At 51.4% G+C, this 24733-nt stretch carries 24 protein-coding genes and 4 tRNA genes; 25 read left to right on the forward strand and 3 right to left on the reverse strand.

Translation table 11 applies throughout. From position 1 onward, the window contains the following. The 11 genes from cysN to rpoS all read left to right on the forward strand — a co-directional run bounded on the left by cysN (position 1) and on the right by rpoS (position 8909). On the forward strand, positions 1–1428 hold the full coding sequence (cysN, locus tag ETV65_RS18565) for a sulfate adenylyltransferase subunit CysN (RefSeq protein ID WP_129954585.1): 1428 nt from the start codon (positions 1–3) through the stop codon (positions 1426–1428). 1 nt (position 1429) lies between these two features. Then, positions 1430–2053, forward strand: a complete 624-nt coding sequence (gene cysC / locus ETV65_RS18570; RefSeq protein ID WP_129954587.1) for an adenylyl-sulfate kinase — start codon at positions 1430–1432, stop codon at positions 2051–2053. Positions 2054–2112: 59 nt separating this feature from the next. Continuing rightward, complete coding sequence (locus ETV65_RS18575; RefSeq protein ID WP_129954589.1) at positions 2113–2493, forward strand: DUF3561 family protein; 381 nt, start codon at positions 2113–2115, stop codon at positions 2491–2493. A 167-nt stretch (positions 2494–2660) separates the two neighbouring features. Further along, complete coding sequence (gene ftsB / locus ETV65_RS18580; protein WP_013574012.1) at positions 2661–2981, forward strand: cell division protein FtsB; 321 nt, start codon at positions 2661–2663, stop codon at positions 2979–2981. 2 nt (positions 2982–2983) lie between these two features. Beyond that, a complete protein-coding gene (gene ispD, locus ETV65_RS18585) occupies positions 2984–3703 on the forward strand; it encodes a 2-C-methyl-D-erythritol 4-phosphate cytidylyltransferase (RefSeq protein WP_129954591.1) in 720 nt (239 codons plus the stop codon). Beyond that, positions 3703–4176, forward strand: coding sequence for a 2-C-methyl-D-erythritol 2,4-cyclodiphosphate synthase (gene ispF / locus ETV65_RS18590; protein ID WP_129954593.1), 474 nt, complete (start codon positions 3703–3705; stop codon positions 4174–4176). Before ispD ends, ispF begins: the two co-directional genes overlap by 1 nt. Before the next feature lie 22 nt (positions 4177–4198). After that, complete coding sequence (gene truD / locus ETV65_RS18595; RefSeq protein ID WP_165383759.1) at positions 4199–5245, forward strand: tRNA pseudouridine(13) synthase TruD; 1047 nt, start codon at positions 4199–4201, stop codon at positions 5243–5245. Beyond that, a complete protein-coding gene (gene surE / locus ETV65_RS18600) occupies positions 5226–5990 on the forward strand; it encodes a 5'/3'-nucleotidase SurE (protein ID WP_165383757.1) in 765 nt (254 codons plus the stop codon). The genes truD and surE overlap by 20 nt, the downstream gene beginning before the upstream one ends. Further along, positions 5980–6606 carry a protein-L-isoaspartate(D-aspartate) O-methyltransferase gene (locus tag ETV65_RS18605; protein WP_129954595.1) on the forward strand — a complete coding sequence of 209 codons (627 nt, stop codon included), beginning with the start codon at positions 5980–5982 and terminating at the stop codon, positions 6604–6606. The genes surE and ETV65_RS18605 overlap by 11 nt, the downstream gene beginning before the upstream one ends. A gap of 242 nt (positions 6607–6848) precedes the next feature. Then, positions 6849–7871: a murein hydrolase activator NlpD gene (gene nlpD / locus ETV65_RS18610; protein WP_129954596.1), complete on the forward strand. Its 1023-nt coding sequence runs from the start codon at positions 6849–6851 to the stop codon at positions 7869–7871. 51 nt (positions 7872–7922) lie between these two features. After that, complete coding sequence (gene rpoS / locus ETV65_RS18615) at positions 7923–8909, forward strand: RNA polymerase sigma factor RpoS (RefSeq protein ID WP_013574019.1); 987 nt, start codon at positions 7923–7925, stop codon at positions 8907–8909. Positions 8910–9020: 111 nt separating this feature from the next. Here rpoS and mutS read toward each other — a convergent pair whose 3' ends face one another. Next, positions 9021–11567, reverse strand: a complete 2547-nt coding sequence (mutS, locus tag ETV65_RS18620) for a DNA mismatch repair protein MutS (protein WP_129954637.1) — start codon at positions 11565–11567, stop codon at positions 9021–9023. A gap of 262 nt (positions 11568–11829) precedes the next feature. Between mutS and mltB the strand changes: the two genes are divergently transcribed. The 6 genes from mltB (at position 11830) to csrA (ending at position 18779) form a co-directional block, all read left to right on the forward strand. Beyond that, positions 11830–12933 (forward strand): lytic murein transglycosylase B, encoded by a 1104-nt coding sequence (mltB, locus tag ETV65_RS18625; RefSeq protein ID WP_129954597.1) that lies wholly within the window; start codon positions 11830–11832, stop codon positions 12931–12933. A gap of 162 nt (positions 12934–13095) precedes the next feature. Then, entirely contained in the window at positions 13096–13590 is a 495-nt protein-coding gene (gene pncC, locus ETV65_RS18630) for a nicotinamide-nucleotide amidase (RefSeq protein WP_129954598.1), read from the forward strand. 107 nt (positions 13591–13697) lie between these two features. Next, positions 13698–14762 (forward strand): recombinase RecA, encoded by a 1065-nt coding sequence (gene recA, locus ETV65_RS18635; protein ID WP_095923507.1) that lies wholly within the window; start codon positions 13698–13700, stop codon positions 14760–14762. Between the two features lie 242 nt (positions 14763–15004). Beyond that, positions 15005–15571 (forward strand): recombination regulator RecX, encoded by a 567-nt coding sequence (gene recX, locus ETV65_RS18640; RefSeq protein WP_205951612.1) that lies wholly within the window; start codon positions 15005–15007, stop codon positions 15569–15571. Between the two features lie 138 nt (positions 15572–15709). Continuing rightward, entirely contained in the window at positions 15710–18337 is a 2628-nt protein-coding gene (gene alaS / locus ETV65_RS18645; protein WP_129954600.1) for an alanine--tRNA ligase, read from the forward strand. A 256-nt stretch (positions 18338–18593) separates the two neighbouring features. Then, positions 18594–18779 carry a carbon storage regulator CsrA gene (csrA, locus tag ETV65_RS18650; protein WP_000906486.1) on the forward strand — a complete coding sequence of 62 codons (186 nt, stop codon included), beginning with the start codon at positions 18594–18596 and terminating at the stop codon, positions 18777–18779. 53 nt (positions 18780–18832) lie between these two features. Here csrA and ETV65_RS25340 read toward each other — a convergent pair whose 3' ends face one another. Then, positions 18833–18955, reverse strand: coding sequence for a hypothetical protein (locus ETV65_RS25340; RefSeq protein WP_276320341.1), 123 nt, complete (start codon positions 18953–18955; stop codon positions 18833–18835). A gap of 149 nt (positions 18956–19104) precedes the next feature. Here ETV65_RS25340 and ETV65_RS18655 point away from each other — a divergent pair. The 8 genes from ETV65_RS18655 (at position 19105) to luxS (ending at position 23368) form a co-directional block, all read left to right on the forward strand. Then, positions 19105–19197, forward strand: a tRNA-Ser gene (locus tag ETV65_RS18655). Between the two features lie 8 nt (positions 19198–19205). After that, positions 19206–19282, forward strand: a tRNA-Arg gene (locus ETV65_RS18660). Positions 19283–19391: 109 nt separating this feature from the next. Further along, positions 19392–19468, forward strand: a tRNA-Arg gene (locus tag ETV65_RS18665). 181 nt (positions 19469–19649) lie between these two features. Beyond that, positions 19650–19726: transfer RNA gene (locus tag ETV65_RS18670), tRNA-Arg, on the forward strand. A gap of 320 nt (positions 19727–20046) precedes the next feature. Further along, complete coding sequence (yqaB, locus tag ETV65_RS18675; protein ID WP_129954601.1) at positions 20047–20613, forward strand: fructose-1-phosphate/6-phosphogluconate phosphatase; 567 nt, start codon at positions 20047–20049, stop codon at positions 20611–20613. Then, a complete protein-coding gene (locus ETV65_RS18680) occupies positions 20610–21038 on the forward strand; it encodes a YqaA family protein (protein ID WP_129954602.1) in 429 nt (142 codons plus the stop codon). Before yqaB ends, ETV65_RS18680 begins: the two co-directional genes overlap by 4 nt. Positions 21039–21123: 85 nt before the next feature. Beyond that, the gene (gene gshA / locus ETV65_RS18685) at positions 21124–22695 is read left to right on the forward strand and encodes a glutamate--cysteine ligase (RefSeq protein WP_129954603.1); all 1572 of its coding nucleotides are present in this window, start codon (positions 21124–21126) and stop codon (positions 22693–22695) included. Between the two features lie 157 nt (positions 22696–22852). Further along, a complete protein-coding gene (luxS, locus tag ETV65_RS18690; protein WP_129954604.1) occupies positions 22853–23368 on the forward strand; it encodes an S-ribosylhomocysteine lyase in 516 nt (171 codons plus the stop codon). 69 nt (positions 23369–23437) lie between these two features. Here the strand turns inward: luxS and ETV65_RS18695 are convergent, their stop codons facing one another. Then, positions 23438–24727 carry an HlyC/CorC family transporter gene (locus tag ETV65_RS18695; RefSeq protein ID WP_129954605.1) on the reverse strand — a complete coding sequence of 430 codons (1290 nt, stop codon included), beginning with the start codon at positions 24725–24727 and terminating at the stop codon, positions 23438–23440. Between the last annotated feature and the right edge of the window lie 6 nt (positions 24728–24733).

Below are 24733 nucleotides of genomic sequence, written 5' to 3' on the forward strand. Positions count from 1 at the left end.
ATGAATAACGCAATTGCACAACAAATCGCGGAGCAGGGCGGCGTTGAAGCTTACCTGCACGCTCAGCAACACAAAAGCCTGCTGCGCTTCCTGACCTGCGGCAGCGTCGATGATGGCAAAAGTACCTTAATCGGACGCCTGCTGCATGACACCCGTCAGATCTACGAAGATCAGTTATCTTCACTACATAACGACAGTAAACGTCACGGAACACAGGGTGAAAAACTCGATCTGGCACTGCTGGTGGATGGCTTACAGGCTGAACGCGAGCAGGGTATTACCATTGATGTGGCATACCGTTATTTCTCTACCGAGAAACGTAAATTCATCATTGCCGATACACCGGGGCACGAACAGTACACCCGTAATATGGCGACCGGTGCATCGACTTGTGATCTGGCGATCCTGCTGATCGACGCCCGTAAAGGCGTGCTGGATCAAACCCGCCGTCACAGCTTTATTGCGACATTGCTCGGGATCCGTCATCTGGTGGTTGCCGTCAACAAAATGGATCTGGTGGATTACAGCGAAACGGTTTACGAGCAATTCAAACAGGATTATCTGGATTTCGCTCAGCAACTGCCGACCGATCTGGACATCAAATTTGTACCGCTTTCTGCCCTGGAAGGCGACAACGTCGCCACGCCGGGAGATAAAATGAGTTGGTACACCGGCCCGACTCTGCTCGACGTACTGGAAACGGTCAACGTTATTAACATCCGTGAACAGCAACCGATGCGCTTCCCGGTGCAGTATGTTAACCGCCCGAACCTCGATTTTCGCGGCTATGCGGGAACGCTGGCATCGGGTTCAGTGCGTGTTGGCCAGAAGGTGAAAGTGTTGCCATCGGGTGTGGAATCTACCGTGGCACGCATTGTGACCTTCGACGGTGATTTACAGGAAGCCTGGGCGGGTGATGCCATTACGCTGGTGCTGGCCGATGAACGTGATATCAGCCGTGGCGACACGCTGGTTGATGCGCAAGAAACGGTTAAACCGGTACAACATGCCAAAGTCGATGTTGTGTGGATGGCTGAGCAGCCACTGAGCGTCGGTCAAAGCTATGACATTAAAGTCGGGGGTAAGAAAGCCCGTGCGCGTGTTGAGAATATCGAATATCAGGTTGAAATTAACTCACTGACTCAGCGTGTGGTTGAAAATCTGCCACTTAATGGTATCGGACTGGTGGAACTGGCCTTCGACGAACCTCTGGTGCTGGATAGCTATCAGAGCAACGCGGTGACCGGCGGCATGATTTTTATCGATCGTCTGACCAACGTCACTGTCGGAGCCGGTCTGGTGCGTGAGGCGATTGAACAGGTGTATCAGGAGTCGGATAAATACAGCGCATTTGAGCTGGAACTGAACAGCCTGGTTCGCCGTCACTTCCCGCACTGGGGCGCACGCGATTTACTGGGTGGTAAATAAGATGGTGTCACCGGATGGCGCTTTACGTAAAGATGACAACGTTGTCTGGCATCCGCACGCGGTGACACGTGCGGATCGTGAAAAGCAGCAGGGTCATCGCGGTGCGGTGCTGTGGTTTACCGGGCTTTCGGGCTCAGGGAAATCCACCGTGGCCGGTGCGCTCGAGCAAGCGCTGCACCGGCAGGGGGTCAGCACTTATCTGCTCGATGGTGATAATGTCCGCCACGGGCTGTGCCGTGATCTGGGCTTTACCGATGACGACAGGCGCGAAAATATTCGTCGCGTGGGTGAGGTGGCAAAACTGATGGTGGATGCCGGGCTGGTCGTGCTGACGGCGTTCATTTCACCTCACCGCGCCGAGCGTGACATGGTGCGTGATTTGCTGGAAAACGGTCAGTTTGTTGAGATATTTGTGGATACGCCGCTGGCTATCTGTGAGGCACGTGATCCGAAAGGTTTATATAAAAAGGCCCGTGCGGGTGAACTGAAAAACTTCACCGGTATCGACGCAGAATATCAGCCGCCGGAGACCCCGGATGTGCATCTTGATGGTGAACAATTGGTAACACAATTGGTGCCTCAATTATTAGAAGTGATGCGCCAGCGCGCTATTATCAATCCCTGAATGTTACCGGCCAAACGCCACAGAGCGTGCCGGTTTACACTGAAATACAGGGATCAACTATGCAGGCGTTATTGAGCAGACTTGTCAGCCGGAACCGCGTCGATCGTACCGGGGAGATCAGCCTCCGGACACGTGCGCCGATCACGACAACAGACAGTGCAGATACCGAAGAACCGTCCTATTCCATGCAGGGTGGGTTTATCGGTTTTGTCTTCTACTGGCTGGCGTTTGCGATCCCTTTTCTGGTTTATGGTTCTAATACCCTTTTTTTCCTGCTTTACACCTGGCCGTTCTTCCTGGCGCTGATGCCCGTTTCCGTACTGATAGGCATTGCGTTAAGCATGTTCTTTCGCGGTGGCTGGTTCAAAACCTCGGCCGCCAGCGGCATCTGTGTGATTGGCATGTTTTGGACCGTCTTCTCATTCTTGTCTGGCTGGTGATTTTTTCTGGCGGTTTTCCCGGCAAATTCCCTTCACGATGTAACCCATTGTGTCATTCTCACCCATTATTGCGTGCGTAAGTCTGATTCTCACTGGCAATTACCTTGCCACAGTGGAGTCAGAGGGAAAGTTGTGGGATGATTGTCCAGCTTTTTTAGGGGGCGGGGATGGGCAAACTAACACTGCTATTACTGATTTTACTTGGCTGGCTACAGTATTCGCTGTGGCTGGGTAAGAATGGTATTCACGATTATGTACGTGTAAATGATGACGTTCAGGTGCAACAAGTTAATAACGGCAAACTGAAATCACGTAATGATCAACTTTTCGCAGAAATCGACGATTTAAACGGCGGTCAGGAAGCGATAGAAGAACGTGCACGCAACGAACTGGGCATGATTAAACCCGGCGAGACTTTCTATCGTCTGGTGCCTGATAATAAACGTGCGCCGGGCAGCACCGTTTCGCAAAACAACCTGAATCAATAGCCATGAGCCATACCGCAGTTTCCCTTCCAGAGGTCATCGCCGTGTTACCGGCTGCCGGTATTGGCAGCCGTATGCAGGCCGAATGCCCCAAACAATACCTTTCTGTCGGCGGTAAAACGCTGATAGAACATTCAATTTATGCACTGCTGCAAAGCGGCAGCGTCCGTCAGGTTATCGTGGCGCTTAGTCCGCACGACACGCAGTTCGCCCAACTTCCCATTGCCAGCGATCCGCGTATCCGCGTGGTGACAGGCGGTGCTGAACGGGCTGAATCGGTTATGGCCGGGCTGGATGTTGCCGGAGATAACGGCTGGGTGCTGGTGCATGACGCTGCGCGCCCGTGCCTGCATCCTGATGATCTTAATAATCTGCTGGCGATTGCCACCACCAGCAAAATCGGCGGGATCCTCGCCGCGCCGGTGCGTGACACCATGAAGCGTGGTGAACCCGGTCTGGCAGCAATTGCACATACAGTGGATCGTCAGGATCTGTGGCATGCGCTGACGCCGCAGTTTTTTCCGCTCGAATTATTGAAAACCTGCCTGCGCCGTGCACTCAATGAAGGTGCGGTGGTCACAGATGAAGCCTCTGCAATGGAATATTGCGGTTTTCATCCTTTGCTGATCCCGGCACGGGCCGATAATATCAAAGTCACCAGACCAGAAGATCTGGCTCTGGCTGAATTCTATTTAACCCGCTTATCCCAGGAGGAAAACGCATAATGCGTATCGGTCACGGTTTTGATGTCCATAAGTTTGGCGGAGAAGGCCCGCTGGTGATCGGTGGTGTGCGTATCCCTTATCCGCTGGGTTTACTGGCGCATTCAGATGGCGATGTTGCCTTGCACGCGGCAACTGACGCGCTGCTTGGCGCGGCTGCGCTGGGAGATATCGGCAAGCTTTTCCCGGATACGGATCCTGCATTCAAAGGTGCTGACAGTCGCGAACTGCTGCGCGAAGCGTACCGCCGTATCCGAGCAAAAGGCTACAAGCTGGGCAATCTGGATATCACTATCATTGCACAGGCACCGAAAATGGCTCCGCACATCCCGCAGATGCGTGTGTTTCTGGCCGAAGATCTGCAATGTCATATGGATGACGTCAATGTAAAAGCCACGACCACCGAACAACTGGGCTTTACCGGCCGTGGCGAGGGTATTGCCTGCGAAGCCGTTGCCCTGCTGGTTAAGGAATGATGTTGTGGAAGATTACCGCATGATAGATATGTCCCGTCTCACCTGGTTACTGGGTGAGCCTGTCGCCAGCGGTCAGCTGAAAGCCAATCCCGAAGACTTTATCGTCGAAGAGGATCTGGGTTTTGAGCCGGACGGTGAAGGTGAACATCTGTTGGTGCGGATCCGCAAAAATGGCTGCAATACCCAATTCGTCGCGGAGCAACTGGCGCGTTTCGCCAAAGTGCATCCGCGCGACGTCAGTTATGCCGGTCTCAAGGATCGTCATGCGGTCACGGAACAATGGTTTTGCCTGCATTTGCCGGGTAAGGCTGACCCTGATTTAAGCCAGTTTGACCTCGAAGGCTGCGAAGTTGTCCGCGTCTCGCGCCATCGTAAAAAGATGCGTATCGGCACGCTGAAAGGCAACGCATTTACACTGGTGCTGCGACAGTTAAGCAATATTGCTGATGTTGAAGCGCGTCTGGAAAAAATCACCCGGCAGGGCGTACCGAACTATTTCGGTACCCAGCGTTTTGGCCGTGGCGGCAATAATCTGGTGCAGGCGAAACGGTGGGCAACCAACGAAGCCCGTCCCAAAGAACGTGCGAAGCGCAGTTTCTATCTTTCCGCCAGCCGTAGCGCGATGTTCAACATTGTTGCCAGCCAGCGTCTGGCTGAAGGTTACGTGCGTGAGCCGATGTTGGGCGATGCCCTGCAACTCAGCGGCCGTGGCAGCTGGTTTGTTGCGAAAGCCGAAGAGTTCGTGTCGCTGTTACCGCGTGTTGAAAGCGGTGAATTACTGATCACGGCACCTTTACCGGGTGATGGCCCGCTGGGCACACTCGAAGATGCCGAAGTTTATGAACAGGCCTGTCTCAAGGATCAGGGAGATTTACTGTCGCTGCTCAAGCGCGAGCGAGTCGAACCGGCACGACGTGCCATCATGTTGCAACCGTTGCAGATGCAGTGGCAGCGCTGGGATGATGTCACTCTGGAACTCAAATTCTGGTTACCGGCCGGCAGTTATGCCACCAGCGTGGTGCGTGAACTGATGAATCTGGATGAAAGTGATGCGGATATTACTGAGTAACGACGACGGCGTACTGGCTCCCGGCATACAGGCGCTGGCGTCCGCGCTGCGTGAGTTTGCTGATGTGAAGCTGGTGGCCCCTGATCGTAACCGCAGCGGTGCATCTAATGCGTTGACGCTGGATGGCCCGTTGCGTATTCAGTCTTACCCTAACGGTGATACCGCCGTGATTAACGGTACGCCGACCGACTGTGTGTACCTTGGTGTGAATACGCTGATGCGCCCGAAGCCGGATATTGTGGTTTCTGGCATCAATGCAGGGCCAAATCTGGGCGACGATGTGATCTATTCCGGCACGGTTGCCGCCGCGATGGAAGGACGCCATCTGGGCTTTCCTGCGTTGGCGGTGTCGCTGGACGGACATCAGCATTATGACACGGCAGCAATCATCACCTGCCGGCTCCTCAGGGCACTGGCACGTGAGCCTTTGCGCACCGGCAAGATTTTGAACATTAACGTCCCGGATCTGCCACTTTCGCAGGTCAAAGGGATCAGGGTGACGCGTTGCGGTAGCCGTCATCCGGCCGAGCAGGTATTTTGTCAGCAGGATCCGCGGGGTCAGGACTTGTACTGGATAGGCCCGCCGGGAGATAAATTTGATATCGCACCTGATACTGATTTTGCTGCTGTAGCGCAAGGTTATGTTTCAGTGACGCCACTACAGGTGGATTTAACCGCCTATGCGGCTCAGGATGTCGTGGTCTCATGGTTGGAAAAGGCCGGGGTGAGCGCGAATGGTGAATAAACCGATGTACAACCTGCTGGAACAACTGCGCCTGCAGGGTATTCATGATGAAAAACTGTTGCATGCCATCGAGTCTGTGCCGCGTGAGCGTTTCGTGGATGAGGCATTTCAGCATAAAGCTTACGAAAACACGGCGTTGCCTATCGGGTCCGGTCAGACCATTTCTCAGCCTTATACCGTGGCGAGAATGACCGAGTTATTGCGCCTTACGCCCTCGTCCCGCGTACTGGAAATTGGCACCGGTTCAGGCTATCAGACGGCCATTCTGGCACATCTGGTTGAGCATGTTTTCTCGGTTGAGCGCATCAAAGGGTTGCAATGGCAGGCGAAAAGACGCCTCAAGCAACTCGATTTGCATAATGTTTCCACCCGTCATGGTGACGGCTGGCAGGGCTGGCCTTCGCGTGGCCCGTTTGATGCCATTATTGTCACCGCCGCACCTCCTGAAATACCTCAAGATCTGTTACAACAACTCGATGATGGCGGTGTATTAATTCTGCCAGTGGGCGAAGAAAATCAGACATTGCAACGGGTCACCCGGCGTGGTGGTGAGTTTGTTGCAGAGACTATCGAAGCTGTTCGTTTTGTCCCGCTGGTGAAAGGCGAACTCGCCTGACACCGGCCATACGCCGGTACCTTCAGGACTAACTCCTTAAAATTTAAATACAACTGATATATGGTGCTGTACTGGCGATGTTGATAGCATCCACTACAGTTTTTTATGGCACTGCGGCATTCGGGCGAAGACCTGAATGAGTATGTTGCCTGCCCGCACCGTGTCCGGTGACACGAAAAGCGCCAGCTGGCGCGGTGTGCGCGGTTAAAGAGATATTCTGAGATTGCCGTAACGGGGGAAATATGAGCACGGGAAGCCCAATAAAAACACTAAGCCGCATTGCAATGTGTACTTTTATCAGTGCCTGGATGGCGGGATGTACGAACAATTCAACGACATCCGCACCCATCAGCAGCGTCAATGGCGGCGGTAACAGCGGCAATAGTAGTCAGAATACTCTGAATTCTGCTCCGCAAATGGCACCTGCCGTCGGACCCGGCGGACATATTGTTTACAACCGCAGCTATAACTCGATCCCTAAAGGAAGTTATAGCGGCAGCACCTACCAGGTGAAGCGCGGCGACACCCTGTTCTATATTGCCTGGATCACGGGCAATGACTTCCGCGACCTGGCCGCACGCAATAATATTCCTGCGCCATACAGCCTTGAAGTTGGCCAGACAATTCAGATCAATAACGTTTCTTCTGCGGCGAGCACCGGGGGTACGGTAGCGGTCGCAGATGCCACAAATGGTGGTGTTCCGAAAGCTCCAACCGGGGGCATGCTCACAGGTTCTGTGGTTGCATCTCAACCAACTACCACGTATTCTGATTCTTCTGGTAAACAGAATGTAGGCAGGATGTTGCCTTCATCAGGTGCAGTTACTACCACCACAACACCTGTTGCTGTAGCCAGCACTCCCGTCGCCACCTCAACAAATAATGGCGGTCCGGTTTCCTCCTGGAAATGGCCGACTGACGGGAAAATTATCGATAATTTCTCTGCTTCTGAAGGGGGAAATAAGGGGATCGATATTGCTGGTTCGCGTGGACAGTCTGTCGTAGCAACCGCCTCGGGGCGTGTGGTTTACGCGGGTAATGCTCTTCGCGGTTACGGTAATCTGATCATCATTAAACACAATGATGATTACCTGAGCGCCTATGCACATAACGATACAATGCTGGTCCGGGAACAACAAGAAGTGCAGGCGGGACAAAAAATAGCGACTATGGGTAGCACCGGAACCAGTTCAGTAAGATTGCATTTTGAAATTCGTTACAAGGGGAAATCCGTAAACCCGCTGCGTTATCTTCCGCAGCGATAAATCGGGGCAGAGCATCGATTCTGCCCTCGGGACCACGGGTAGGAGCAGCTTATGAGTCAGAATACGCTGAAAGTTAACGAGTTACATGATGATGTAGATTTCGATGAGAACAGCGCTGAAGCCTTTGACGAGAAAGCAATAGTCGAAGAGACTGCCGACAACGATGCTGAAGAAGAATTGTTGTCGCAGACTGTAAGCCAACGAGTGCTGGACGCCACTCAACTGTACCTCGGTGAAATCGGTTATTCCCCTCTGCTTACTGCAGAAGAGGAAGTTTATTTTGCACGACGCGCGTTGCGGGGAGATGTTCCTTCCCGCCGCCGTATGATTGAAAGTAATCTGCGTTTAGTGGTTAAAATTGCCCGCCGCTACAGTAATCGCGGTCTGGCACTGCTGGATCTGATCGAGGAAGGTAACCTGGGTCTGATCCGTGCGGTTGAAAAATTTGATCCTGAGCGCGGTTTCCGTTTCTCTACCTATGCAACATGGTGGATCCGTCAGACGATTGAACGGGCGATCATGAATCAAACCCGTACTATCCGTTTGCCCATTCACATCGTTAAAGAACTGAACGTTTACCTGCGTACTGCACGTGAACTTGCACATAAACTGGACCATGAACCGAGTGCTGAAGAGATTGCTGAGCAGCTCGACAAACCGGTACATGACGTCAGCCGTATGTTGCGCCTGAATGAACGCATTACTTCTGTGGATACTCCGTTGGGCGGGGACTCAGAGAAAGCGTTGTTAGATATTCTGGCGGATGAGAAAGACAACGGCCCGGAAGACACCACACAAGATGACGATATGAAACAAAGTATCGTTAAGTGGTTATTCGAGTTGAATGCAAAACAGCGTGAAGTTCTGGCGCGCCGTTTCGGCCTGTTAGGCTATGAAGCAGCGACGCTGGAAGATGTAGGCCGCGAGATTGGCCTGACACGTGAGCGTGTTCGTCAGATTCAGGTAGAAGGTTTGCGTCGCCTGCGTGAAATCCTGCAGGGGCAGGGACTGAGCATCGAAGCATTGTTCCGCGAATAACTTATTCGCCGGGCAGTGGTTGCATCATGTTCTATCCTGTAAGAACAACACATAAAAACGGTGGGTCAATCCCACCGTTTTTTTATGCTTCCTGTTCTGACCAGCGGACATCTACACCATATCTTTCAGACGATATATCCATTCCAGCGCCTGACGTGGCGACAGAGAATCTGCATCGAGAGATTCCAGCGCTTCAACCGCCGGAGACACTTCTTCCGTCAGTAATGCCAATTGCGGGCCATCGACTTTGCTGGCTGCAGCGTTGTTGGACAACGTTTCCAGCTCTTTCAGTTTCTGACGCGCACGCTTAATCACATCTCGCGGAACACCCGCCAGCGCCGCAACGGCCAGACCGTAACTCTTGCTGGCCGCGCCATCCTGTACGCTGTGCATAAAGGCGATCGTGTCGCCGTGTTCAATAGCATCCAGATGAACATTGACCGTGCCTTCCATTTTTTCCGGCAGGGTAGTCAGCTCGAAATAATGGGTGGCGAACAGCGTCATGGCTTTAATACGGCTGGCGAGATTTTCCGCACACGCCCATGCCAGCGACAAACCATCATACGTTGACGTCCCTCTCCCGATTTCATCCATCAATACCAGACTGTTTTCGGTGGCGTTATGGAGGATATTGGCGGTTTCGGTCATTTCCACCATAAAGGTAGAACGCCCCGAAGCCAGATCGTCCGCCGCACCGACACGGGTAAAGATACGATCCACAGGCCCGATAACAGCGGCTTCTGCGGGCACATAGCTGCCGATATGCGCCATCAGGACGATCAGCGCCGCCTGACGCATATAGGTACTTTTACCGCCCATATTCGGACCGGTGATGATCAGCATGCGCCGTGCCGGAGACATATTCAGCGGGTTGGAAATAAACGGTTCGCTCAGTACCTGTTCAACCACAGGATGGCGGCCACCGGTAATATTAATGCCCGGTTTTTCACTCATCGTCGGACAGGCGTAATTCAATGTGTACGCACGTTCTGCCAGGTTGCTCAGAACATCCAGTTCCGCCAGTGCACTGGCGCTTTGCTGTAATGCGGAAAGGTGTGGCATCAGTAGATCGAACAGCTCTTCGTACAGCGCTTTTTCCAGAGACAAGGCTTTGCCTTTTGAAGTCAGCACTTTGTCTTCGTACTCTTTCAACTCAGGAATGATGTAGCGCTCAGCGTTTTTGAGCGTCTGGCGACGGACATAGTGGATCGGCACCAGATGGCTCTGACCGCGGCTGACCTGAATGTAATAACCATGCACGCCGTTGAAACCGACTTTCAGCGTATCCAGCCCCAGTTTCTCGCGTTCGCGGATCTCTAATCTGTCGAGATAATCGGTCGCGCCGTCTGCCAGGGCTCGCCATTCATCCAGCTCGGCATTGTAGCCCGGTGCGATTACACCGCCATCACGTACCAGAACCGGCGGCGTTTCGATGATTGCGCGCTCGAGCAGTTCCACCAGTTCGGTGAACTCACCGGTTTGTCCGACCAGTGTTTTTACATGTGCGGCGTCGGTTTCCTGCAATATTTCCCGGATTTCCGGCAGTTGCTGCATCGCATGACGCATACGAGCCAGGTCACGCGGGCGGGCGCTGCGTAATGCGAGCCGTGCCAGTATACGTTCGAGGTCGCCGACCTGTCGCAGTACCGGTTGCAGATCTGCCGTGAGATCCTGCAATGCACCGATCGCCTGCTGGCGATGTGTCAGCAATTTGATATCGCGGCTTGGCATGTGGATCCAGCGTTTGAGCATGCGGCTGCCCATCGGCGTGACAGCCTGATCGAGCACGGCCGCCAGCGTGTTTTCTATACCACCGGCCAGATTTTGCGTCAGTTCCAGGTTACGGCGGGTAGCCGCATCCATAATGATACCGTCCTGCTGGCGTTCCATCGTGACGCCCCGGATATGCGGCAGGGCAGTACGCTGGGTATCCTTAACGTATTGCAGCAGACAACCGGCAGCGCGCAGTGCCTGAGTGGCCTGCTCAACGCCGAAGCCGCTTAAATCGCGTGTGCCAAATTGCAGGTTCAGCTGCTGTTTGGCAGTTTCCAGCTCGAATTCCCACATCGGACGGCGGCGCAGGCCACGGCGGGAAGAAATCAGCGACATGGCTTCAAAGCTTTCCGGGTAGAGTAACTCCGCCGGATTGGTGCGCTGTAATTCGGCCGCCATGGTTTCCGGATCATCAGGCTGTGCGACGCGGAAACGGCCGGAACTGATATCCAGCGTGGCGTAACCAAACCCGCGTCCGTCCTGCCAGATCGCCGCCAGCAGGTTATCGTAACGCTCGCTCAGTAATGCTTCGTCACTGACGGTGCCCGGCGTGACGATGCGTACGACTTTGCGTTCAACCGGCCCTTTGCTCAGTGCCGGGTCGCCAATTTGTTCAGCAATCGCAACGGATTCACCGAGCTGGACCAGCTTCGCCAGGTAACCTTCTACTGCATGATAAGGCACACCTGCCATCGGGATCGGCTCACCGGCAGATGCACCGCGTTTGGTCAGGGAGATATCCATCAGTTGCGATGCGCGTTTCGCATCGTCATAAAACAGCTCGTAGAAGTCACCCATACGGTAAAACAGCAGAACATCCGGGTTCTCTGCTTTAAGGCGCAGGTATTGCTGCATCATTGGGGTGTGGGCATCCAGTCCGGTCATATTGTTCTGTTTTTCATTGAGTTGATTCAATTTTAAATCATCCTGTTGGCTCTTACCGCCTGGGGCAACGACTTTACAACGGATCCTAACGTGAGTAGAGCCAAAAAACTACGCTGCGTTCTGAACTTGCGTAACGTCACGCAACTTATCTGAAAATGTAACCTTTCTGCTGTGGTGTAAAGACGGTGATTTTCAGTTTTTTCGGCCTTGATAATGCTCTACCATATCCGCACCTCTTTTTTTGCATGGTTACGGATATCCGATGCGCCATCTGGCAGTCATTCTTCCCCTGGTTCTTATACTTTCTGCATGTAGCAGTCATAAAAGCGCACCTCAGCCTGCAGGTCCGCGAAATCCTTTTTCCGATGGAAGAAATGCCAGCGCGAGTACCGTGCCTGACGGTGGCTTTCTGCTCCAGCCGGAGCATACCGGTGCCGTCCAGACCGGCGATTTCGCCTATGATCCGGCCATGAACCAGTTTGTTGACAAAATGGTACGCGAGCATGGATTTGACCGTCAGCAACTGCATGACGTCCTGTCGCAGACTAAGCGTCTGGCCTTTGTCTTAAGACTGATGGATCAGCAGGCACCTTCCGGCCCGCCATCGACCGTGCCGAACGGGGCGTGGAATCGCTACCGCAGTAAATTCATTACGCCGGATAACGTGCAAAATGGCGTGGTGTTCTGGAATCAATATCAGGATGCGTTACAGCGTGCAGAGCAGGTTTACGGCGTGCCGCCGGAAATCATTGTGGGTATTATCGGTGTGGAAACCCGCTGGGGGCGCGTAATGGGTAAAACCCGTATTATTGATGCGCTGGCGACCTTATCCTTTGCCTATCCGCGTCGGGCTGAGTATTTTTCCGGCGAACTGGAAACCTTCCTGTTGATGTCGCGCCGTGAAGGCGATGATCCCCTGAGTCTGCGCGGTTCTTTCGCGGGCGCGATGGGCTATGGTCAGTTTATGCCTTCGTCTTATAAAGATTATGCCGTCGATTTTAATGGCGACGGTCATGCTAACCTGTGGGATCCCATTGATGCCATCGGCAGTGTCGCCAATTATTTCAAGGCCCATGGCTGGACGAAGGGCGCGCCGATTGCGGTACCGGCAGCGGGGCAGGCACCCTTGCTTGAAAATGGCTTTAAAACCAAGTATCCGTTATATACGTTGAAAGCGGCGGGGCTGAGCCCGTTGGGTTCACTGGGTAACTACCAGGAGGCCAGCCTGCTGCGCCTTGATATGGGCACTAATTATCAGTACTGGTACGGACTGCCGAACTTTTACACTATTACCCGTTATAACCACAGCGTTCATTATGCGATGGCGGTATGGCAGTTAGGTGAGGCAGTAAAAGCGGCACGTTAATGCCGGTTCGGGAATTGTTCATGGGGGCCGCAAAACGCGGCCCTTCTTTTTTGTTTTTATGCCAATTCGGAATACATCGCGCAAAACGCGTCGACATGACTCACAGACCTGAAGAGAAATGCTAACATCAGGTCAGTTTCAGATGACCTGCCAGGAGGGAATATGGACGAGAAACGTTTACATGAGCTGAGTGTGGAAATCGGCGCTGCGCTTAAAGCACACGGACTATGGATCACATGCGCAGAATCCTGCACTGGCGGGCTGATTGCTAAATCCATCACGGATATTGCTGGCAGTTCCGCCTGGTTTGATCGCGGATTTGTCACTTACAGCAATGCGGCCAAGCATGAATTGCTGGGTGTGCGCGAAAGCACGCTTGAACAATATGGTGCGGTGAGTGAGCAGGTGGTGCATGAAATGGCAGTGGGTGTTCTGCACGCAGCGGGCGCGGACGTTGCCGTTTCGGTAAGCGGTATTGCCGGTCCTGATGGCGGTTCCGAAGAAAAACCTGTCGGCACTGTCTGGTTTGGTTTTGCCGGTAAAAACGGGCATGTTCTGATGGTTAAACAGCATTTTTCCGGCGATCGCGAAGCGGTGCGTTTGCAAGCCGCTGTTTTTTCGCTACAAACAGCATTGGATGAGTTTATTAAAAATTAGTCTTGATACTGTATGAGCATACAGTATAATTACTGCCAATTACCTGTACATAAATTATATTCAATGATGCAGGCGGGATGTTCCCCTGTATCAGACGAGGAGTAAAAATGGCTATTGATGAGAACAAGCAAAAAGCGTTAGCTGCAGCACTGGGCCAGATCGAAAAGCAATTCGGTAAAGGCTCCATCATGCGTCTGGGGGAAGATCGCTCCATGGACGTCGAAACGATCTCTACCGGCTCTTTGTCTCTGGATATCGCGTTAGGTGCTGGCGGCTTGCCAATGGGCCGTATTGTTGAAATTTATGGTCCTGAATCGTCTGGTAAAACCACACTGACCTTGCAGGTTATCGCGGCTGCACAGCGTGAAGGCAAAACCTGTGCGTTCATCGATGCAGAACATGCGCTGGACCCTATCTACGCTAAAAAACTGGGTGTAGATATTGATAACCTGCTGTGTTCACAGCCAGATACCGGAGAGCAGGCGCTCGAAATCTGTGATGCGCTGACCCGTTCAGGTGCCGTTGACGTTATCATCGTTGACTCCGTGGCAGCATTGACACCAAAAGCTGAAATCGAAGGCGAAATTGGTGACTCTCATATGGGCCTTGCAGCACGTATGATGAGCCAGGCAATGCGTAAGCTTGCCGGTAACCTGAAAAACGCCAACACCCTGCTGATCTTCATCAACCAGATCCGTATGAAAATCGGCGTAATGTTCGGTAACCCGGAAACGACTACCGGCGGTAATGCCCTGAAATTCTACGCCTCTGTACGTCTGGATATCCGTCGTATTGGTGCTATCAAAGAAGGTGATGTGGTTGTCGGTAGCGAAACGCGTGTGAAAGTTGTAAAGAACAAAATCGCAGCGCCATTTAAGCAAGCTGAATTCCAGATCATGTACGGCGAAGGTATCAATATCAACGGCGAACTGATCGACCTGGGCGTGAAGCACAAACTGATCGAGAAAGCCGGTGCCTGGTACAGCTACAACGGTGAGAAGATTGGTCAGGGTAAAGCAAACTCTTGCAACTACCTTAAAGAAAACCCGAAAGTCGCTGCAGAGCTGGACAAAAAACTGCGTGATATGTTGCTGAGCGGTACCGGTGAGCTGAGTGCTGCGACCACTGCTGAAGATGCTGACGACAATATGGAAACCAGCGAAGAATTTTAATTTCGCGGTTGTCTGACAGAGACATTTGAAGGCAGGGGATAGTTATCCGTGACTTTCAGAAGTCGTTAAAATGCCAGTCTGGTTTCCAGACTGGCATTTTGCATATCAGGGGAAACCTTATGCACGATGAAAAAGCGCCCAATGAAAAAATTATCGACCTGAAAAAACTGCTGGAAGAAGTGGCGCAGAACAGTGAGTCCACGCTGTTTGAGCCCCCAAAAAAAGAGGGTGATGCGGCTAAAATCAACACCCTGATGAACCGCGCTATGCGTTTGCTTTCTCAGCGTGATCACGGTGAAGCCGAGTTGCGTCGTAAATTGCTCACTCCACCGATGCCTTTTGTTAAACCTCAGAATAAGAAAAACAGTGGGTTATCGCGTAAAAAGCCGGAGCAAAATGCATTTGCTGACGAAGAAGCGGTGAGAGGTAAACCTGAGCCACGGCCTGTGCCAGAAGCCATTTCGGAAGAACATGTGCAGGCGGTGATTGATTACTGCTATCAACATCACTGGCTCGATGATGCCAAATTTGCCAGCCGCTATATCTCTGGTCGCAGTCACAAAGGTTACGGTGCGGTGCGCATTCGTTCGGAATTACTGCAAAAAGGTGTCGATAAAGAAATCATCACCGTGGCGCTGGAAAACACTGATGTTGACTGGTGTGTTCTGGCACGGGATTTGGCAGTCAGGAAATTTGGTGAAAATTTACCGACCGACTGGAAGGAAAAATCGAAAGTTCTGCGTTATTTACTCTATCGGGGCTTCTTTCAGGAAGAAATACAGTCTATTTATCGCGATTTTGACGATTGACCGCATACGGTATTTTACTTCCCCGCGCAGAAATTTTATCTTATCCGCACTTTTTCGTTCGTGAGCTGTACAGATTGCTGTCATATACAGCGTTATCCGGCTCAAGAGCCGTTCTTCCAGCATGATTCCGGGACATTTATGAGCAAGAGCACCGCTGAGATCCGTCAAGCGTTTCTCGATTTCTTCCATAGTAAGGGACACAACATTGTTTCAAGCAGTTCGCTTGTCCCGACAAACGATCCGACACTGTTGTTTACCAATGCCGGGATGAACCAATTTAAAGACGTTTTCCTCGGTCTGGATAAGCGCGATTACAACCGCGCCACCACGTCTCAGCGTTGTGTACGTGCGGGCGGTAAGCATAATGACCTCGAAAATGTCGGCTATACCGCACGTCATCATACCTTCTTCGAGATGCTGGGTAACTTCAGCTTCGGTGATTACTTTAAGCACGATGCCATCAACTACGCCTGGGAATTACTGACCGGCGAAAAGTGGTTCAACCTGCCGAAAGAGAAGCTGTGGGTCACCGTCTATGAGACTGATGACGAAGCTTTCGACATCTGGGAGAAAGAAGTCGGCGTTCCAAAAGAACGTATTATCCGCATTGGCGATAATAAAGGCGGTGCATTCGCTTCTGATAACTTCTGGCAGATGGGCGATACCGGTCCGTGCGGCCCTTGTACTGAGATATTCTACGATCATGGCGATCACATCTGGGGCGGCCCTCCGGGTTCTGCTGAAGAAGATGGCGACCGTTATATAGAAATCTGGAACCTGGTGTTCATGCAGTTCAACCGTCAGGCTGACGGCACGATGTTGCCTCTGCCAAAACCATCTGTAGATACCGGGATGGGGCTTGAGCGTATCACGGCGGTTATGCAGCATGTGAACTCCAACTACGATATCGACCTGTTCCAGAAACTGATCGCGGCAGTGGCAGACGTCACTGGCGCGACCGATCTGACCAACAAATCACTGCGCGTTATTGCTGACCATATCCGTTCATGTGCATTCCTGATTGCGGACGGTGTGATCCCATCGAATGAAAACCGTGGCTATGTGCTGCGTCGTATCATTCGTCGTGCAATCCGTCACGGCAATATGCTGGGCGCGAAGGACACTTTCTTCTACAAACTGGTTGCTCCGCTGATTGAAGTTATGGGTCCGGCTGCGACGGAACTTAAAGAACAGCAGGCGATGGTTGAGCAACTGCTGAAAACCGAAGAAGAACAGTTTGCCCGTACCCTGGAACGTGGACTGGCGTTGCTGGACGAAGAATTGTCCGCATTGGAAGGCGACACTCTGGACGGCGAAATTGCTTTCCGTTTGTATGACACCTTTGGTTTCCCGCTGGATCTGACTGCTGACGTGTGCCGGGAGCGTAATCTGAAAGTGGATGAGGCCGGTTTCGAAAAAGCGATGGACGTTCAACGCCGCCGTGCGCGTGAGTCCAGTGGTTTCAGCGCGGACTATAACAGCATGGTGCGTGTTGATGGCGTCACTCAGTTCTCCGGTTACGAACATCTGCAGCGCCATTCCAAAGTCGTGGCGTTGTTTGTCGATGGTCAGCCCGTGAATGATATTCAGGCTGGCGTTAATGCTATTGTGGTTCTGGATGATACGCCGTTTTACGGTGAGTCTGGTGGCCAGGTGGGTGATAAAGGCGTTCTGAAAACGGCTGCTGGCATCTTCTCTGTTTCTGATACCCAGAAATATGGTAAAGCGATCGGCCATCAGGGCGCACTGAACGCGGGTAAACTGAGTGTCGGCGACAGTGTCGAAGCAGAAGTTGATGCCGCACGCCGTGACCGTATCCGTCTGAACCACTCTGCAACGCACTTGCTGCATGCTGCGCTGCGTCAGGTGCTGGGCAAGCATGTGGCTCAGAAAGGCTCTCTGGTTAACGATAACTATCTGCGTTTCGACTTCTCGCATTTTGAAGCAATGAAACCAGAAGAAATCCGTCAGGTAGAAGATCTGGTGAATGCTCAGATCCGTCGCAATTTGCCTATCCAGACCACCATCATGGATCTGGACGAAGCGAAAGAAAAAGGGGCAATGGCGCTGTTTGGTGAGAAGTATGAAGACAGCGTTCGTGTACTGAGCATGGGGGATTTCTCTACCGAATTGTGTGGCGGTACGCACGCCAGCCGTACTGGCGATATCGGTTTGTTCCGTATTCAGAGTGAATCCGGTACTGCAGCTGGTGTTCGTCGTATTGAAGGGATTACCGGTGAAAACGCGATTAATGCACTGCATCAGCAAAGCGATTTGCTCCAGGATGTGGCGCATTTGGTGAAAGGCGATGTGAACAGCATCACCGATAAAATCCGTTCTTTGATTGAACGTTCACGTGTACTGGAAAAAGAACTTCAGCAGGTGAAAGGTCAGCAAGCCGCGCAGGAAAGTGCCTCACTGTCCAGCCAGGCGAAAGAAGTGAAAGGGGTTAAGCTGTTGGTTCGTCAACTGGATAACGTAGAGCCTAAAATTCTGCGTACGATGGTTGATGACCTGAAAAATCAGCTGGGATCAGTAATTATCGTTCTGGCAACCATTGCTGATGATAAAGTCAGCCTGATTGCTGGTGTCACGAAAGATCTGACCGATCGTGTTAAAGCCGGTGAGCTGATTGCTTCTGTGGCACAGCAGGTCGGTGGAAAGGGCGGCGGTCGTCCAGATATGGCTCAGGCAGGCGGCAGTGATGTGCAGGCATTACCTGCCGCTCTGGCGACGGTTGAAGCCTGGGTTGAAGCTAAGCTGTAATAAGAAATAAATAGCTAACCATGAAAACGCCATAATCTATTGTGCTGTATGGCGTTTTCAGTCTTAATGGCGCTGTAAGCTTCGCGATTAAAGTCGCGACAATGATGATATCGGCTAAACTTAAAGTACACATGGCTGAAGTTGCAGGCTGCTTACATTTTATGTAGGGGTCATGGCTTACGTTTTACCCGCTTATGATCGATAATGGCCGGGAAACTGAGAGACCCGACTCTTTTAATTATTCAAGGAGCAAAGAATGCTTATTCTAACTCGCCGAGTTGGTGAAACCCTCATGATTGGCGATGAGGTTACTGTTACCGTTTTAGGTGTTAAAGGTAATCAGGTGCGCATTGGTGTGAATGCGCCGAAAGAGGTCTCTGTTCACCGTGAAGAGATTTATCAGCGTATTCAGGCTGAAAAGTCTCAACAGTCGAGTTACTGATTTACGAGGCGTCTCGCTAATGGCGAGGCGCTGAACCTCTTTTATGTGCCTTATCACTTATCCCTCCTTCGTTTCCCTGCATTTTCTTTTTTAATCTCCTCCTGTGTTTTATCTCCCGTTTTGTCTTTTCCTGAAAATGAAGGCGTTTTTTTCGCGTTCACGGTCATTTTTTGCATTCAAACTGCTCAGGTTGCGCGTGAAATGTCCAAACGGGTGATTGTTAGGAAAAAAGGGTTTGACTTATAAGGGCCAGAAAGTAATATGTGCGCCACGCAGTGCCGATGAGCTTGAACAAAGTTAGTCAGCACACTCGAAAGAGGCGTATGGTGAGGTGGCCGAGAGGCTGAAGGCGCTCCCCTGCTAAGGGAGTATGCGGTCAAAAGCTGCATCCGGGGTTCGAATCCCCGCCTCACCGCCATTTAAAATGCACCCATAGCTCAGCTGGATAGAGTACTCGGCTACGAACCGAGCGGTCGGAAGTTCGAATCTTCCTGGGTGCACCATACTTTCCTGAACGTATGTTGATTTGCAATCAAATGAGCGTGACGGGCAAACGCAAAAGCGGATGCAGTAAGGAAAATGGTCAGGTAAATCTGCAGTAAGAATCAAAATGCACCCATAGCTCAGCTGGATAGAGTACTCGGCTACGAACCGAGCGGTCGGAAGTTCGAATCTTCCTGGGTGCACCATATTTTGTGTGTGTTGAAGCGATGATAAGATTTTACATTGTCCTCAACATGCAGATAGCACGAAGGAAGATAACGTTGCTGAAGCAACGGCCCGCAGGGCGAGGCGATAGCCGAGTAATCTTCCTGGGTGCACCATTCTTTCTCTAAGTATTTCCCGAAAAAAAATCAGTATTACCCCCGTGCACCCATAGCTCAGCTGGATAGAGTACTCGGCTACGAACCGAGCGGTCGGAAGTTCGAATCTTCCTGGGTGCACCATATTCTAAACATGTTTGAGCGACGGCTTTCGTATAGAGTCCTCCGGCATGAAGGTAGCACGAAGGAAAATAACGTTGCTTTAGCAACGGCCCGCAGAGCGAGGCCCTGCCGAGTAATCTTCCTCGGTGCACCAGATTAGAAAACCCGCTTCGGCGGGTTTTTTGCTTTTTACATTTCGCAGCTGTTTCTCCTTCTTCTTTTTCATTTTTCTGGCCTTTCTGACGTGTTCGTATGTGCTGTGTACGTGGACAAAATGCGACTTTCTACAGACTTTGCGATAAAGTAGTTTTCCAGTTTTTTCGTGATCACGGAGCATCCCGATGTACGATCGATACGAAGGGCTAATATTTGATATGGATGGCACCATATTGGATACCGAACCTACGCACCGTAAGGCATGGCATCAGGTATTGACCAAATACAATATGCAGTTTGATGTCGCATCCATGGTTGCTCTGAATGGTTCTCCGACCTGGCACATCGCCAGGTTTGTTATAGACAGTAATAATGTTGAGATGGATCCCCATCTTCTTGCAGCTGAGAAAACGGCTGCAGTGCAGGAAATGTTACTCGATACCGTGCGGCCTTTACCGCTAATTGATGTCGTCAAATCCTATCATGGGCGCCGGCCAATGGCGGTAGGAACGGGCAGCGAGCACTGGATGGCGGATGCATTGTTACGACATTTAGGATTGCGCGATTACTTTGATGCGATTGTGGGTGCCAACGATGTGAAGAACCACAAACCGGCACCGGACACGTTTTTGCGCTGTGCGGAGCTGATCGGCGTGCCTCCTGAAAAATGTGTCGTCTTTGAAGATGCAGATTTCGGTATTGAGGCAGCAAAACGCGCCAATATGGATTTTGTGGACGTACGTAAGCTGTGAGTAGCGCCCTGGCGCTGGCTTCCTTATTCGGCAGCAGCTTTTTAAGCGCCACATTACTGCCTGGAAATTCAGAAGTTTTATTAGTGGCTTTATTGTCAGCTGGCAGCGCAATGCCAGCTGCACTGGTTTTGTCTGCATCTGTTGGCAATACCTTAGGCGGCATAACCAACGTCATCATCGGACGCTTTCTGCCACAGCTTAAGCCTCAGCGTGGACTCAATATTGCACAAGGCTGGCTGAAGCGCTTCGGACCCCCGGCATTATTGCTAAGTTGGTTACCGGTGATGGGTGATGTGTTGTGTGTATTAGCAGGTTGGCTGCGAATGCCGTGGGGGCCTGTAGTCTTTTTCATGTTTATCGGAAAAGCGGTGCGTTACATACTTTTGACTTTTGTAACGCTGGAGGGGCTCTCATGGTTCGGTTAGATTGGCATCAGCTATCAATTATGGTCACATCTATGCAGATTCAGTATGCTTGCAAATTAATGGTTTCACCGAACGGGAGGTCAATTTGATCCCGGATGTATCTCAGGCGCTTTCCTGGCTGGAAGCCCACCCTCAGGCATTAAAAGGTATTCGTCGTGGTATCGAGCGTGAAACGCTTCGGGTTAATCCTGATGGTTCATTAGCGACGACGGGACACCCGGAATCTTTAGGTTCAGCTCTGACGCATCGCTGGATCACCACCGATTTTGCTGAAGCCTTATTAGAATTCATTACGCCCGTCGATGACAATATTGAACATCTGATGGCGTTTCTGCGTGATATTCATCGTCACGTAGCCCGTGAGCTTGGTGACGAGCGTATGTGGCCGTTCAGCATGCCATGCTTTATTGAATCAGGGCAGGATATTGAACTGGCACAATATGGCGCCTCGAATGTCGGGCGTTTCAAGACGCTTTATCGCGAAGGCCTGAAAAACCGCTATGGCGCACTGATGCAGGTAATTTCCGGCATCCATTACAATTTTTCGTTGCCAATGACGTTTTGGCAGGAGCGGTTGGGTGTTACCGATACCGAAAGCGGGAAAGAGGCCATCTCTGCAGGTTATTTCAAACTCATCCGAAACTATTACCGTTTTGGTTGGGTGATCCCGTATCTGTTTGGTGCGTCGCCTGCAATCTGTTCCTCATTCCTGAAAGGCCGTGTAACGGATCTGCCTTTTGAATATACCGAAGGTGGGTTGTGTTATCTGCCTTATGCGACATCGTTGCGCCTGAGTGATTTAGGGTATACGAATAAGTCGCAGAGCAATCTGGGTATCACTTTTAATGATCTGAACACCTATGTTCAGGGTGTGAAGAAAGCGATCCGCACACCGTCTGCTGAATATGCGGAAATGGGGGTGAAAAAGGACGGCAAGTATCTCCAGCTGAACACCAATGTGTTACAGATTGAGAACGAACTTTATGCGCCAATCCGGCCTAAGCGCGTCACCAAATCGGGTGAAACCCCTTCGGATGCGCTGATGCGCAGCGGGATTGAATACATTGAAGTCCGTTCGCTGGACGTTAATCCGTTCTCGCCAGTCGGTATCGATGCAACCCAGGCGCGTTTCCTGGATCTGTTTTTGGTATGGTGTGCTTTAGCCGATGCGCCGGAAATGAACAGTGATGAGTTGCTTTGTACGCGCAAAAACTGGAACCGCGTCATCCTTGAAGGGCGTAAACCGGGTCAGACAATTGGTATTGGGTGTAACGATGAACGTCAGCCATTAGCCAGCGTCGGCAAAGCATTGTTTGCTGATCTGAATCGGGTGGCTCAGGTCATGGATAATCAAAACGGTGATCATCTTTACCAGGATGTCTGTAAAGAGTTAGCTGCTGCGTTTGATGATCCTGAACTGACTTATTCTGCCCGCATCCTCAAAGATCTGAAACAGCAGGGCCTCGGTAACCTCGGGCTGGACTTGGCGGAAAAATATCGGCAGATGCTGGTGAGTGAACCGCTGGAAGTGTTGGATGAAAGTGCCCTGCTGGCTGAGCAGGATGGTTCATGGCAGCGTCAGCGCAACCTGGAAGCCAGTGATAAGCTAAGCTTTGAAGAATACCTGGCTGCAAATGCAGGCAGTAGTGATAAGTAGAAAAGAAAAAGGCCACAATTAATGTGGCCAAATAAACATCTCTGTTTACAGGGATGATGATAACAAATGCGCGTCTTTCACTAATTAAGACCCGCATGCTGGGAAAAGGTTTCCTGAGTTCGCAAAAAAAATTAATTTATTTAGGAGAGGTGACGATATGCCACTGTTGGATAGCTTTACCGTAGACCATACCCGTATGGCAGCACCTGCTGTTCGCGTCGCAAAAACCATGAATACCCCGCACGGGGATACCATCACTGTGTTCGATCTGCGTTTCTGCCGCCCGAACATTGAAGTGATGCCGGAACGTGGTATCCATACGCTTGAGCACCTGTTTGCGGGTTTCATGCGTAATCATCTGAACGGTAACGGTGTGGAAATCATTGATATTTCTCCGATGGGTTGCCGTACCGGTTTTTACATGAGCCTGATCGGTGTGCCGGAAGAGCAACGGGTTGCTGACGCCTGGAAAGCAGCAATGGCTGACGTTCTGAAAGTGAAAGAACAGCGCCAGATCCCAGAGCTGAATGAATACCAGTGCGGGACTTACGAAATGCATTCCCTGCAGGAAGCCCAGGAAATCGCACAACACATTATCGATCATGATGTTGGCGTGAACCGTAACGATGATCTGGCTCTGCCAAAAGAGAAATTGTCTGAACTGCACATCTAGTTTTTAGTTCGTGTTGATGACAAAAAAGACGCGAAGTTCGCGTCTTTTTTATGTCTGAAATTCAGAAAGTTAGTGCTGGTTTACAGTGCTTTGCAACGGTTGTAACGGCCGGACCTGCACCTGTTTAATCATGTTGTCCTGTACATCCAGGATCTCAACTTCATAATCTTCAATGCGCAGGCTGGTTCCGATTGTCGGGATCTCTTCCAGTACTTCCAGCAGCATGCCGTTGATCGTTCTTGCTTCTTCGGCGGGAAGATGCCAGTTAAAAGCTTTATTCAGTTCCCGCACGTTCGCACTGCCTTCAATCAGCACTGAGCCATCGCTTTGTGGCGTGACTTCTTCAGCCAGCGTCGGTGACATTGAGGTTGTGAAATCGCCGACGATTTCTTCGAGGATATCCTCAACCGTGACCAGCCCCTGAATATCACCGTATTCATCAACCACGATGCCCACTTTCTTTTTATTCCGCTGGAATTTTACCAACTGAATGTTCAGCGGGGTGCCTTCCGGAATGTAGTAAATCTCATCAGCGGCGCGCAGCAGATTTTCTTTGGTAAACTCTTTTTTCTCGGTCATCAGGCGATAAGCTTCGCGCAAACGCAACATCCCAATTGCGTCGTCGAGTGAGTCCCGATAAAGCACAATACGGCCATGAGGCGAGTGAGTAAGCTGACGAATAATCGACTTCCAGTCGTCGTTGATATCAATACCAACGATTTCATTGCGCGGCACCATGATGTCATCAACAGAGACTTTCTCCAGATCAAGCACGGAAAGCAGCATGTCCTGATTTCGGCGCGAGATATTGGAGCGAGACTCGTTCACGATGGTACGCAGTTCTTCTTTACTGACGGCATCACTGAGGCTGGTGGTGGTTTTGATGCCGAACATTCTCATCAGCAAACGCGAGAGACTGTTAAGGATCCACACTAGCGGCATCATAATGGTCTGCAGCGGACGCAACAAAATGCTGCTCGGGAAGGCGATGCGTTCAGGATTCAGTGCGGCAAATGTTTTAGGCAGCACTTCTGCAAACAGCAGAACGACAAATGTCAGGACGCCCGTGGCAATTGCCACACCGGCATCGCCGTACAGACGGATACCCACAATGGTTGCCAGAGCGGAAGCAAGGATGTTGACCAGATTGTTGCCGATAAGTACCAGGCTTATCAGCTGATCCGGGCGTTTTAACAGCTTTTCGACGCGCCGCGCCGCGCGGTTACCTTGTTTAGCCAGGTGACGTAACCGGTAACGGTTGAGTGTCATCATACCGGTTTCGGAGGCTGAAAAATAAGCCGAAACCACCACCATGATGATCAATGTGATGATCAGGGTTGTTGTTGAGACGTGCTCCAACGGGTA

Source organism: Rahnella sp. RFA10(1/100) (assembly GCF_004195115.1).
Classification (GTDB): domain Bacteria; phylum Pseudomonadota; class Gammaproteobacteria; order Enterobacterales; family Enterobacteriaceae; genus Rahnella; species Rahnella perminowiae.